The organism is Adlercreutzia sp. St.1H8 (assembly GCF_059728655.1).
In genome coordinates, this window is the sequence record NZ_AP039376.1 from 22,893 (window position 1) to 35,914 (window position 13,022).

The following is a 13,022-nucleotide window of genomic DNA, read 5'->3' on the forward strand; positions in this document are numbered from 1 at the left end:
CCCCGCCAGCGTCCCGCTACGTCTGCGTACTGCTACACCAGTCGCCTCGTCCCGCCAGCTGCCCGCGCCCGCGCCCAGCGCCAGCCGCCCGCATCCCGCCGCGCCCTCTGTCGGCGCCGTCTGCCCGGCGTGGCGGACAAATGTTTCACGTGAAACAGTATCCTTTTTCTATTCGAGATAATCCTAAACTAGGTTATCTGTTTTATCTATATCGTTCGATCAGAACATTGAATCATCGAATCGCTTGTACGCTTATGCGATCAGTGGTTTCATACAGCTTACTGTTTTCGAAGCATCAACGTGAAGGAGCCACCATGGCCAAGGACATCCCCTACGATCAGAAGTACTACGATCCGGAGATCGAGTGCATGCCGCGCCCGGAGCTGGAGGCGATGCAGCTCGAGCGCCTCAAGGACATGGTCTCCTATGCCTATGAGAACACCGTCTACTACAAGCGCAGCTTCGATGAGGCCGGCGTGCGTCCGGAGGACATCCAGACCCTCGCCGACATAGAGAAGTTTCCCTTCATCGACAAGAAGACCGAGCGCGATACCCAGCACGTCGGCAGCTTCTTCGGCGAGATGTGCTCCGTACCTGAGGAGGAGGTCGTCTTCATGGCCACCTCATCCGGATCGACCGGCGTCCCCACGGTGAGTCCGTTCACCCAGGAGGACTTCGACCTGTGGCAGGATACCGAGGCGCGTCTGTTCTGGCAGGCTGGCATGCGTCCGAACGACCGCTACGTCCACGGCCTCAACTTCGCGCTCTACGTGGGAGGCCCTGATGTCATCGGCGCGCAGCGCCTGGGTGCGCTGGCCATCTGGGTGGGCGCTGTCCCCTCCGATCGCCTGCTGTTCGTGCTCAAGCAGTACCAGCCCACCGTTATCTGGACGAGCCCGTCTTACGCGTGGCAGCTGGGCGAGAAAGCGAAGGAGAAGGGATTCGACCCGCGTACCGACTTCTCCATCCACACCATCATCGTGGCTGGCGAGCCGGGCGGCTCCATCAAGTCCACGCGCGAGGCCATCGAGAACCTGTGGGGCGCGAAGGTGGTCGACTTCTTCGGACTGTCTGACATCTACGGCGCCTGCGCGGCCATGTGCGAGGCGAAGGACGGCCTGCACATCGTGGAGGACCAGATCCTCGTGGAAACGGTCGATCCCAACACCGGCGAGGTGCTCGAGCCCGGCCAGCAGGGCGAGCTCGTGTACACGACGCTCATGAAGAAGGCACGCCCGATGATCCGCTTCCGCACGGGTGACATCGGCTACGTCTCCACCGAGAAGTGCGAGTGCGGTCGCACGCTGGCGCGCATTCACGTCACCGGCCGCAAGGACGAGATGTTCATCGTCGGCGCCGTTAACGTGTTCCCCACCGACATCGAGTACGTCGTCCGCGCGGAGAAGGGACTCACCGGCGAGTACTCCATTCGCGTCTACGACCAGGACTTCACCACCAAGTACGAGGTGTCCGTCGAGCGCGCCCAGGGTTCTGAGGAGCCCTATGACGAGGTGGCGCGCCGCGTTGAGAACGCGCTCAAGACGCACACCGGCGTGCGCCCGGCCAAGGTCATCGTGTATGATGCCGGCAGGCTCGGAACTTCGTCGGAGCACAAGGCATCGCGCTTCGTCGACGAGCGCACCTCCTCCAAGTAGTCGCGTCCGGCCGAAGGCGAGCGGCCCGCATCGCCTGAGCGAGCGCTCCCTCGGCCGGCTTTCGCCCGCAACGACCCGATCCCATGAAAGGGGCTCCCGTGAGCAAGACGTTCTCCATCTCCGGCCAGCACTACCTCTTTGATGTGCAGACCTTCGCCCAGGTGGTGCTCGCCGCTGGTGGCGATGAATTCCACTACGCGCTGTACGACCGCACGACCCAGGGTGTTATCGATGATGTGACCTCGGGAAAGAGCGACCTGGGCGTCATCTTCCAGACTTCTGAGACGGCTGAGGGCCTTGGCGCGGCGCTCGATGCCGCGGGTCTTGAGTTCCACGAGCTTATCCGCAGCACTCCGCGCGTGGCGCTGCCGGCGAGCCATCCTATGGTGAACGCCGACAAGCTGACGTTGGAGGCCATGGCGGATTATCCCTACCTCTACTTCGACCAGGGCGACGACGCGCCGGCCTTCTTCTTCGAGGAGGCCCTGGCCACAGTCCCGCGCGCTAAGACCATCGCCTGCACCGACCGCGCGTCGCTCTCCGAGCTGATTGTCGCGCTCAACGGCTATACGGTGACGAGCGGTATTCTGGTGGGCATCTCTGACGGCGCGTCGCTCAAGACCGTGCCGCTCGACACCGACGTGCAGCTGCGCCTGGGCTACGTCACCCGCAAGGACGCCGAGCTCTCCGACCTGGAGCAGCGCTTCGTCGAGAAGCTGGAGAAGAACCTGGAGAAGTACGCGCGCTTCTAGCATCGCCACATCTTCGGCGACCGTCGCGCTTTCCGCATCCCTCGCGCTTGCGGACGCCCGGCGCCGAGATGAGAGAACCTTTCGCAGGGCCTGTGTTTCACGGGAAACACAGGCCCTTCCTTTTGCGGGGGGGGGCGGGACGGCGGAGCGGTGAAGTTTACGCCGCGGCGATAGGCGATGGCGGCTGATGGCGCCGCGTGTGCTGGATGAGACTCGCGTTCGGAACCTGTGGGCGCCGGAGGAGGTTGCCGCGGCCAGGGCGCACGGGGGGGGGCGCCGTCTCCTGGTAGCAAGGGGAGGTGGCGCCCCCCTCCCGGCAGACAGGGCGTGCGCGGCAGCTGCTGTCCTCCGGCGAGCTAGGGCGGGGGCACTTGAATGTTTCACGTGAAACATTCAGCCGTGGCTAACTTTTGGTGGATTGATTCTCGGGGGGGGGGAGGGGTGTGTTTCACGTGAAACATCGGCTGTTTCCCTATACTGGATGGGAAAAGAGAAGGGACAGCCTATGATCGAAGTTCTGTGGCATGGTCGCGGCGGCCAGGGCGCGTTTACGGCGGCACGGCTGCTCGGTGCGGCGGCGTCGATGGCCGAAGGCACCTCTGCGCTGGCGTTTCCGTCGTTTGGGCCGGAGCGGCGCGGTGCTCCGATGCGCGCGTTCACCAAGGTGAGCGACCGCCCCATCGGCGACCGTAGCGCCATCACACGTGCCGACTACGTGATATACCTTGACGACACGCTGCTCGCCCCCGGCTGGGAATCCGAGCTAAAGCCTGGCGGCATTGCGCTCGTGAACAGCGTGAAGACGCCGGAGTCCCTTCTGAGTGCCATCGGCGCGCCGCTAGCTGCCGCTGTTGATGGATCTTCCGGAGGCGATCGGCTGCTGACCCTTGATGCCAACGGCATCTCGTCTGAGCTGCTGGGTCGTGCTATTCCCAACACGGTGTTCCTCGGCGCGCTCTCGCTGCTCTGCGACCAGGTTCCCTTCGACGCGGTGGGCGAGGCCGTGCGCCAGTACATGCCGCCCAAGCTGCATGAGAAGAACCTGGCCATCGTCGCCGAGGCGCGGCATGCGATGGCCCAGGCGCTGGCGGCTCGCGCTGTTTCGCGGCAGGCCCGGGATGAGGCTGCGGAAGGCGCGCCGGCCGATGTTTCACGTGAAACAGGGTTCTCTGCCATGCAGCCGCGCTCGGCCGAAGGCGCCGCGCCTGGCGAGCGCCGTATGCCAGAACCGTTGCCTGCGTCGGTCCTGCGCTCCCCCGCGATTGTCATTCCGCGCCTTCGCGACCACCTGACTGCCCCGCTTCCCAGCTTGGAGCCGCGCGACTTCGCTCAGTCTACCTGCTATCAGGCGGGTCACCTGGTCACCCGCAATGCCGGCTGGCGCAACGTGCGCCCCGTGCTGGCCGCGGATCTGTGCACGGGCTGCCTCCAGTGCTACCTGTACTGTCCCGATGGCACCATCGTGCGCACCTACGCGACCAAGGACCAGTTGTCTGCGGGGGATGCGTCCCTCGCGGCCGTCGCCATCGACTATGACTTCTGCAAGGGCTGTGGCATCTGCGCGAAGGCGTGTCGCTTCGATGCCATCGCCATGATCTCGGAGGAGGACGCCCTCGCCGCAGAGCGCCAGATCGCGGAAGATGACGCGGTCGCATCTGTCGGCGTCTCCGCTTCGGACGCCTCAGCGTCCCACGCCACGCGTTCGGGCGTCTCGGACGATGCCGCCTCCGGCGACTCGCTCGCCGACGCGTTCCTTTCCGATTACGAGAGCGAGGGTGGTGCCCGATGAAGCGCTTTCTTTCCGGCGACGAGGCATTGGCCGAGGGCGTGCGCCTCGCGCGGCCGCAGGTCATAGCGGCCTATCCCATCACGCCGCAGACCGTGGTGGTCGAGCGCCTCTCCGAGATGGTCGAGTCCGGCCAGCTCGCCGCTGAGTACGTGCACGTGGAATCCGAGCACTCGGCGCTTTCCTGCGCCATGGGCGCGTCGGCCACCGGCGCGCGGACCTTCACGGCCACGTCGAGCCAGGGGCTTCTCTATATGGCCGAGGTGCTGACCTACGCCGCAGGCGGGCGCTTTCCCATCGTCATGATGAACGCGAACCGCTCAACCGCGCTGCCGTGGAACATCTACGGCGATCAGCGCGATTCGCTGGCGCTGCTCGACCACGGCTGGATCCAGTCCTACGCCGAGAGCAACCAGGAGGCGCTTGATCTGGCGCTCATGGCCTACGCGGTGGCCGAGGATCCGCGCGTCAGCACGCCGTTCATGGTGAACCTCGACGGCTTCGCGCTCACGCACACCTACGAGAACGTGGACATTCCCGAGCCGGCGCAGGCCGATGCGTTCCTGCCGCCCTACCAGACGACGAATCGCTTCGACTTCGAGCATCCCGTGAACATGGGGTACTCGGCTGGCCCCGAGTTCAACCGCTACTTCAAGTACTGGGAGCACCGCGCCCTGGCCGGCGCCGCGGCGGTGATCGCTGAGGTGGAGGAGCGCTTTGCCCAGGTGATGGGTCGGCGCTACCCAGGGCTTATCGATGCCTATCGCATGGACGATGCCGATGTGGCGATGGTGACGCTCGGCTCGGTGTCGGGTCTGGTGCGGCAGGTGGTCGACCAGCTGCGTGCCGTCGGCCTGCGGGTCGGGCTCGTGCGCATCCGCTACGTGCGGCCGTTCCCCGCTGGCGATCTGGCGCGGGCTCTGAGTAGCGTCCGCGCTGCGGGTGTGCTGGAAAAGGACGTCTCCTTCGGGGCGGAAGGCACGGTGTTCACCAATGTGAACTCCGCTTTGCAGCAGGCGGGGACGGGTGTTCCCACGATGAACTTCATCGGCGGCCTGGGCGGCGATGACATAACGGAGCAGCAGGTAGAGGACGCGTTCTTCGACCTCATGGCGCTTGCTGAGCTGGCTGCGGAGAGCCCACGCGCCGCCAGCGCCGTGGATCGCGTGCGGTTTCTCGGGATAGACGAAGACGGCGTCGGCGCGTGTGGCGCGGACGGCCCTGCGGAAGGCGGTGAGTAGGATGGCTCAGGTGGAACGCTGGTCGGAGGTGCTGTTCGGCGCGGGGGTGGAGGCTCCCGAGGAGCCGCCCGCCGGTGCGCCTGGGGTGTCAGGCCGCCTGGCCGCCTCGGGTGCGTCGGCTGCTGGCGGGGATGGCGCGGCAGACCCGGGCGCGGGCTCGGGTGCCGTCGGGAGCGCTTCCGCTGTCCGGCTAGAGGGAGACCCCGATGATAGCGTGAGGCGCGCTGGGCGTGTTTCTCCCCGTCAGGCGTCCGGGACCTCGCGTCCGAGCGCGCGCACGCTTCCCGACGACGAGCTCTTCTTCGGCCATAAGGCCTGTGCTGGCTGCGGTGGCAGCCTAGCCGTCCGCGCGGCGCTCAAGGTGCTGGCCCCCCATGCCGTCTGCGCGCTGCCGGCCGGCTGCATGAGTGCCGTCGGCTTCAACTTTCCGCAGCTGTGCTTCGCCAACAATGCCATGATCACGCCCTTCGCGGCGACGGCTGCCGTGCTCACGGGAATAGAAGCCGGTCTGCGCGCGCAGGGTAAGAAGCCCGAGGACTGCACGGTGGTGGGCTTCGCCGGCGACGGCGGCACGGCCGACATCGGGCTCCAAGCGCTCTCAGGCGCCATCGACCGCAACGACGACATCCTCTACATCTGCTACGACAACGAGGCGTACATGAACACGGGCATCCAGAAGAGCTCGCTCACCCCGTTTGGCGCCAAGACCACCACCACGCCGGCAGGGCGCAACGCGCACGGTTGCCTGACGCAGAAGAAGAGCCTCTTCGAGGTGGTTGCCGCCCATGGCATCCCCTACGCGGCTACGGCATCCATCGGGTACTTGCCCGACTTCATGGCTAAGGTGCAGAAGGCGGCGTCCCTTCGCGGCACCAAGTACATCCACGTCATCGCCCCGTGCCCGACGGGTTGGGGCTGCGGTGTGGATGAGACGGTGGAGCTGGCAAAGGAAGTGGTTGACTGCGGGCTGTGGTACCTGGCGGAATACGAGGGGCCGGCGGTCAGCGGGCGGCCCGGCGGGGCGTTCGCGCTTACGCGGCATCCGCACGGCTTCTCCAGCGTTGAGGACTACCTGCGCCGCCAAGGGCGTTTCCGTGCGCTCACGGATGACGAGGTGGCCGCTGTGGTAGCTGGCCGTGACCAGAAATGGGAGGCCATCCGCCGCGACTGGGCGTAGGGCTTCCCTCGCGATAAGTGAGGAACGGGAGGACGAGGGCGACTGCCTCGAGGGGTCGCCCTCGTCCTCTTCTTCTGTCTGGGCGAGGTGAACGGTTGCTAATCATGGTTTAACGGTAAAATAGTTGACAAATACTCTGCAACTACTATTCATTCTTTATTCTGTCAGATAATCATTCATTTCATTCAAAATGGATATTTTCGCAGTTCAGCGCGGTGTTTTTTCATTCGCTGATTTTGAGGGAAAAGTGCGCTGAATCGTTCGTGAAGTAGAACGAGCGCGAAAAAAGACGTAAAAAGGCCGGAAAAGCTCAATTCTCAATACAGAAAAATCAATTAACCTGTACTAAGTAGTTAAAAAATGTAATGAACAAAGAATAGTGGGAATTTCATCCGGCGACGTTATTGAGAACGGTGATTTTTCTTGGCTAAGATAGGGCTGTCGACAACGACCTGGCGTCTTCTCGTGCAGGGGTCGCTCGATTTTGAAAACCTATCGGTCATCGAGTCACTGGCAAAAACGTGCGTCGCGCAGTTCGCAGGCAAGCGATCAGGCGGGCAGCGCGGTCTTGATGGCTGGAGATACCCGCACGGGATCTCCTGGCAGGCCTCCAGGAGAACCCCGGAGCGAAGAAGAGGGGAGGCGTCCGGGCAAAGCCGCCTCCCTCCTTGGATCTCTCGAAGCGGCGTCTTGAACGACGGCACTTGCCCCCGCGGTGCCGTCGTTCAAGACGCCGCTTTTTCTTTTGCCGGGGGTGAGCGCGTCGAGATGGGCGCTATCGGCCACGGCGCCGGAAGGGGCGGAATGTTTCACGTGAAACATTCCCATGTCGCTCGGGCACCCGCGGGATGCGGCTACTTGAGGTGAGTGGGCACCCGCGGGGTGGAAGAGGCGGAGTGTTTCACGTGAAACACTCGCACGCTGCGCGCCTGCTCGGGTTGCGCTCCTGCCCGCGTTGCGCGCTGCACGCTGCGCGCCTGCTCACGTTTCGCGTTGCACGTTGTGTGGTTTCTCGCGGCGTGCGGGCGCTTGCGGCGTGCGGGCGCCCGTAGGGCGCGGTTGTTCGCGGTGAGTGGGCACCCGAGGGGTGAAAAAGACGGAATGTTTCACGTGAAACATTCGCGCGTCGCGCGGGGCACTCGCGTCGCGCGGGTGCTCGCGGCGTGTAGTCGCCCTCGTCGCGCAGTAGCCCGCGTCGCGCGTGTGTCCGCGCCCGCGCAGTCGCCCGCGCCGTGCGGGCGCTAGGGGAGGACGCGCCAGAAGCCGGTCTTGGTGGAGCCGTGGCGGGCGATGAGGCGAAGCTGCGTCAGACGCTTGAGGGAGCGGCGAACGGTGCTGTCGCTCACGCCGAGGGCGGCGGCCAAGTCGGCCGCGTTGGGACGGTCGAGGTCGCGCAAAAGCTCGAGCAGGCGGCGGTCGACGGAGGAGAGGCGGAGATCCTCAAGCGGATCGACCGGCGGCGGAACGAGGGGTAGGGTGACGGAAGTCTCATCGGCCCCTAAGGCGAAGACGGGTGCGGAAAGGCCGGCCCGCGCGCAGGCGTCCGCCATGAGGTGCGTCCCCCGACCCCACGACCCGGTGGCGCCCAAGGCCGTCAAGGCGGCCGCCATAATGGGGTTGGCCGGTCGCGCGGAATGCGGCGAGGCGAGGTCATCCGCCGTCCACGTCGCCGGCGGGCGGCCGACGTTGGCAATAGTCACCCGATCGGGATAGACGCTTACCTGGACGGGAGCGCCAGCGGCGTAGTCCTTGTGGGCAAGCGCGTTCAAAAGCGCCTCGCGCAGCGTCGCAGCGGGCAGCTCGCCGTCCTTGGCGGCCGGCTCCGGTGGCGGCGCGTCCAGGGAGCGCTCCGTGCGAAAGACGCTGCGGACAGGAGAGGTCGCTCGCCGGGCCTCTGCTTCCCGTCCGTGCCGCGTGTCTGCGACGCCGGCTGCGGAGAGGATGACGCGGACGGCCTCGTTCGCCTGGCTCACGAGCGGTCCGCGCACCTCGACTCGCCGCGACGGCGCGCCGCCGCCCGCGCAGGGCGCGGCGGCGTCTTCGTCCTCGAAGAAGCCGATGACCGTGAAGGCGCCGGCTATCAGCTCGTCTGGCGCGCGGTGGGCGAGTGCCACGCAGGCGTTGTTCGCGAACCCCGTGGCCTCGTCAGCCAGGTTCAGCGCGGCCAGCCGCCGCAGCACGGCCGCCGCATGCCGGCCGTCGCCGCTGAGCTCCTCGCTCAGCAGGTCGTCCGCCGACCATCCGCCTGCTCCCGGCGTCTCCTCCTCGTCCCAGGGATTCTGGTCGACAGCGCGTCGGGCGCCATCGCCCCTGCGCAGAAGCCCCGCGATCCCTCCGCGCCCGCCCTCGGCCGCGCTCTCGCCTTGCGTGCCTTCCCCCTCGTCGCCCTCGGCCGGTCTCTCGTCGGCCGCGCCTGTGCGGGCGCGGCCTTCGGCAGCCACGAGGAGGGCGCGAAGCGTCGCAGGATCGAGGTCTTCCAGGCGCGCGGCCGAGACAGGGCGCCGCTCCCAGGTCGGCTCCTCCTCTTCGCCGCGGCTCCGTAGAAAGCGCACGAGGTCGGTGCCGACGAGCAGGGAGGTCTGCCCGTCACGGCGCTGGAAGAAGCGTCCCTCGTAGCTGACGGGCTGCGCACTCGGCAGCACCGCCGCCTCGACGCCCATGCGCCCGCCGACCATCACGAGGCTTACCTCGCAGGTGATTCCCAGCTCCTCGTAGAGCCGCACGGGCAGCCACTCAAGCGTCTCAAGCGGGGTCTTGCCTCGTCGCGTCTCGGGCACCTCCACGAGCAGCGAGCCCCCGCGGCCGTTGGCGAACGCGCACGCGGTCTCCAGCCACGCGCCATGGCGCAGGTCTGCTTGCTCGATTACTTCCTGGTCCACCGCTCCGCCTTCCGCTCTTCCCTGGCTGAATTCTAGCAAAGAAGGGCTGGGGAAGCCGTCCTGCCCTCCTCGCATCCGCCTCGCAGCCCCTCGCTCAGGGTTCGCGATGGTGTGGGGCAGTCTGCTAGAATGGGCGCGCTGCGCTCGGGCCTTGGGAAGTCTGGCCGCGCAGTCCCAGCATCTGAAAAGAAGAAGGAGGGACCATGGAAGACGCCTCGTCGCTCAACGACCTGCTCGTCTCCGTCACGGGTGAGATCGACGGCTTCATGTACACCTATATCCTGGTGTTTCTGCTGGTCGTCGTTGGTATCTGGTTCACCGTGCGCACCAAGTGCGTGCAGATCCGCTACCTCAAGGACATGTTCACCCAGCTGACGGAGAAGAAGCACGTGCCGGGCGAGCGCTCCATCTCGTCGTTCCAGGCGCTCATGGTGTCTACCGCCTCGCGCGTGGGCACGGGCAACATCGCCGGCATCGCCACGGCCATCGCCACAGGCGGTCCGGGCGCGGTGTTCTGGATGTGGATCATGTCCATCGTCGGCGCGGCCTCGGCCTTCATCGAGTCCACGCTGGCGCAGATCTGGAAGGTGCGCGGCGCCGACGGCGAGTTCCGCGGCGGCCCGGCCTACTACATCCAGCAAGGCCTTGGCAAGCGCTGGCTCGGCGTCGTGTTCGCCGTGGCGCTCATCCTGTGCTTCGCCTTCGGCTTCAACGGGCTGCAGGCCTACAACATGACCTCGGCGCTCGAATACTATATTCCCGACTACGCCACCAACGGCACCGCTATCGCCGTGGGTCTCGTGACCATCGTGTTCACGGCGTTCGTCATCTTCGGCGGCGCCAAGCGCATCTCCATCATCACGTCCATCGTGGTGCCCGTGATGGCCATCGCCTACATCGCCCTGGCCGTGTGGACGACGGTTTCCAACCTTGGCGAGATCCCGGCTGTGTTCGGGCTCATCTTCGCCTCGGCCTTCGACTTCCAGTCCATCTTCGGAGGATTCGCGGGGTCGGTGGTCATGCTCGGCATCAAGCGCGGCCTATTCTCCAATGAGGCCGGCATGGGCTCGGCTCCGAACGCCGCGGCCACTGCCAGCGTGTCGCACCCGGTGAAGCAGGGCCTCGTGCAGAGCCTCTCCGTGTACATCGACACGCTCGTCATCTGCACCTGCTCGGCCATGATGGTGCTCATCTTCTACGTGCAGAACCCCGATGCCGCCCAGGCGCTCAACGGCATGCCGCTCGTGCAGATGGCCGTGAACAACTCCGTGGGCGAGGCGGGCATCCACTTCATCACCTTCGCCATCTTCGCGTTTGCGTTCTCGAGCCTCATCGGAAACTACTTCTACGCCGAGAGCAACGTCCGCTTCATCGCCAACAACAAGTACGTGCTGCTGGTGTTTCGCGTGCTGTGCCTGGCGGCCATCATGTACGGATGCCTGAACAGCTTTGACCTGGCGTGGAACCTTGCCGACATCTTCATGGGCTTCATGGCCATCATCAACCTGGTGGCCATCCTGCTGCTGGGGAAGTGGGCGCTCAAGGCGCTCGACGACTACACGGCGCAGCGTCGCGCCGGCAAGGACCCGGTGTTCATGGCGTCGAGCATTGCCGGTTTGCCCGCTACCGAGTGCTGGCATGAGGACGAGCTGGAGGACTTCGGCGGCGCGCCCATCAAGGAGTACCTGGATGAGGCGCTCGACGCCGACGCGCCCGCGCTCAAATAGCGCACGGGCGTGCAGGGGCCTGGCGCGGCGGTCGGGCCGTGGACGGCTCCTGTGCGCCGGCGCCTCCCCGCCATGTGGAATCCCCCGGCTTCGAGGCCGGGGGATTTTTTTGCGCCGCCTTGCCCCCTTGGCCGCCCTGGCGCGCCGCCGCCTGGCTCCTCGCCGCTTTTCGTGGCACTGTGGCCGTCGTTCGTTCCCGTAGGGAGGTGCCTGGTTTCTCCTGGCGCTAGAATAAGTCGTTCGGTTCCTGAGAGGAGCAGCCAGCCGGTTGGCAAGCCGGCGTCGGCGTGGGGGCCCGGGAGCGAAGAGACCGACACGACGGGAAGGAAGCAGCCCATGACCGTGTTCCATCGACTCTCAAGAGGCGCAGACGGCGCGATGAGCGAGGAGGTCGTCAACGCCGAGGTCTCCCGCGAGTTTCTCGAGCGCATCCCCGGAGGCCTGTTCCGCTACCGCGCCGAGGGCGAGCGCGCCGGTCAGATCGACTACGTCAGCAAGGACCTGCTGACGATGTTCGGCTGCGACACCTACGACAAGTTTGCCAAGTTGACCGGATGCCTCTTCATCGGCTTAGTGCATCCCGACGACCGCGAGCGCGTCGAACGGGAGATAGACGCGCAGATAGCCGTGGGCGACGTTGACCAGGTGACCTACCGTCTGAACCGCGCCGACGGCAAGACCGTGTGGGTGGACGATCGCGGGCGCTTCGTGCGTGATTCCGATGGTACGGCTTGGTTCTACGTGACCCTCGTCGACATCACCGAGAAGGTAGGCTACCAGCGCCAGATGGAGCGTGGGAACGAGCGCCTGGAGATCCTCACCGCGCTCAGCAACGACGTCGTGTTCGACGTGGACTGCCCGTCGGGCGCCACCGAGGTGTTCGGCGACTTCGAGGGCCGCTTCGGCCGCAAGCCCCAGATGTCCGACATCGTGTTGCGCCGCCGCTGCCAGGGCGAGTGCTGCCTCGACATCTCCTGCTTCGACATCGAGCCCATGATGCAGCGCGTCGCCCAGGGAAGCTTCGTGGAATGCGAGACCTCCATCCTCGATTCTGACGAGCAGCCCATCTGGTTCCGCTACCAGTCGTTCGTTCAGTTCGACGAAGAGGGCAACCCCGTGCGTCATGTGGGACGTCTGCTCGACACCCACGAGATGGTCCTGCGCGAGAACCAGTTCCGGCGCAAGGCCGAGCACGACAGCCTCACCCAGCTCTACAACCGCGAGGCGGCTACGACGCGCATCGAGGAGTTCCTGGCCGACGATGAGGGGCCGTGCAGCTTCCTCATCATCGACGTGGACGACTTCAAGCATATCAACGATCGCTTCGGGCATCCCGAGGGAGACCGCGTGCTGCGCGAGATCGGATCGTTTTTGGGGAAGGTCATGCGCAAGGAGGACGTGGTGGCGCGCTTCGGCGGCGATGAGTTCACCATCTTCGCGAAGGGCCTGGGGCCGGGGCCTGCCATCGAGAACATCCTCGCGCGTATTGCGCAGGGGCCCTCGACCGGCAGCGCGGACGATGAGCCCTGCGGCTTTGTGATGCCCACGCTCTCCATCGGCGCCGTGACGTGCGTCAGCACGGGGCGCACCTTCGAGGAGATCTACCAGGCCGCCGACGAGACGCTCTACGAGGCCAAGCGCGCTGGCAAGGCCCAGGCGAAGCTCCGCGTGCTGGAGTAGCGCCCGGCAGCCCGCCGCTCGCGCCTGTGTGGGCGGCCCGCGCCCGCGTGATCGGCCCGGCGTCCCGCGGCGTCCGCGTGGCCTGCGCCCGACGCCCGGCGGCCCGCCACTCGCGCCTGTGTGGG

At 65.9% G+C, this 13,022-nt stretch carries 8 protein-coding genes; 7 read left to right on the forward strand and 1 reads right to left on the reverse strand.

The genetic code is table 11. The features are described 5' to 3' along the window. The first annotated feature begins 314 nt into the window (after nucleotides 1-314). The 5 genes from AC6I0Y_RS00095 to AC6I0Y_RS00115 all read left to right on the forward strand — a co-directional run bounded on the left by AC6I0Y_RS00095 (nucleotide 315) and on the right by AC6I0Y_RS00115 (nucleotide 6,611). Complete coding sequence (locus tag AC6I0Y_RS00095; protein ID WP_497732015.1) at nucleotides 315-1,655, forward strand: phenylacetate--CoA ligase family protein; 1,341 nt, start codon at nucleotides 315-317, stop codon at nucleotides 1,653-1,655. 98 nt (nucleotides 1,656-1,753) lie between these two features. After that, on the forward strand, nucleotides 1,754-2,407 hold the full coding sequence (locus tag AC6I0Y_RS00100) for a LysR family transcriptional regulator substrate-binding protein (RefSeq protein WP_370520265.1): 654 nt from the start codon (nucleotides 1,754-1,756) through the stop codon (nucleotides 2,405-2,407). 505 nt (nucleotides 2,408-2,912) lie between these two features. Continuing rightward, nucleotides 2,913-4,196: a 2-oxoacid:acceptor oxidoreductase family protein gene (locus AC6I0Y_RS00105; RefSeq protein WP_497732018.1), complete on the forward strand. Its 1,284-nt coding sequence runs from the start codon at nucleotides 2,913-2,915 to the stop codon at nucleotides 4,194-4,196. Beyond that, nucleotides 4,193-5,434: a pyruvate ferredoxin oxidoreductase gene (gene porA, locus AC6I0Y_RS00110; protein WP_497732020.1), complete on the forward strand. Its 1,242-nt coding sequence runs from the start codon at nucleotides 4,193-4,195 to the stop codon at nucleotides 5,432-5,434. The genes AC6I0Y_RS00105 and porA overlap by 4 nt, the downstream gene beginning before the upstream one ends. Before the next feature lies 1 nt (nucleotide 5,435). After that, a complete protein-coding gene (locus AC6I0Y_RS00115; protein WP_497732023.1) occupies nucleotides 5,436-6,611 on the forward strand; it encodes a thiamine pyrophosphate-dependent enzyme in 1,176 nt (391 codons plus the stop codon). A gap of 1,241 nt (nucleotides 6,612-7,852) precedes the next feature. Here AC6I0Y_RS00115 and AC6I0Y_RS00120 read toward each other — a convergent pair. Further along, nucleotides 7,853-9,490 carry an ATP-binding protein gene (locus AC6I0Y_RS00120; RefSeq protein ID WP_497732026.1) on the reverse strand — a complete coding sequence of 546 codons (1,638 nt, stop codon included), beginning with the start codon at nucleotides 9,488-9,490 and terminating at the stop codon, nucleotides 7,853-7,855. A gap of 203 nt (nucleotides 9,491-9,693) precedes the next feature. Between AC6I0Y_RS00120 and AC6I0Y_RS00125 the strand changes: the two genes are divergently transcribed. Further along, nucleotides 9,694-11,217 carry an alanine/glycine:cation symporter family protein gene (locus AC6I0Y_RS00125; RefSeq protein ID WP_160708188.1) on the forward strand — a complete coding sequence of 508 codons (1,524 nt, stop codon included), beginning with the start codon at nucleotides 9,694-9,696 and terminating at the stop codon, nucleotides 11,215-11,217. A 336-nt stretch (nucleotides 11,218-11,553) separates the two neighbouring features. Then, on the forward strand, nucleotides 11,554-12,897 hold the full coding sequence (locus tag AC6I0Y_RS00130) for a sensor domain-containing diguanylate cyclase (RefSeq protein ID WP_497732029.1): 1,344 nt from the start codon (nucleotides 11,554-11,556) through the stop codon (nucleotides 12,895-12,897). Nucleotides 12,898-13,022: the final 125 nt, after the last annotated feature.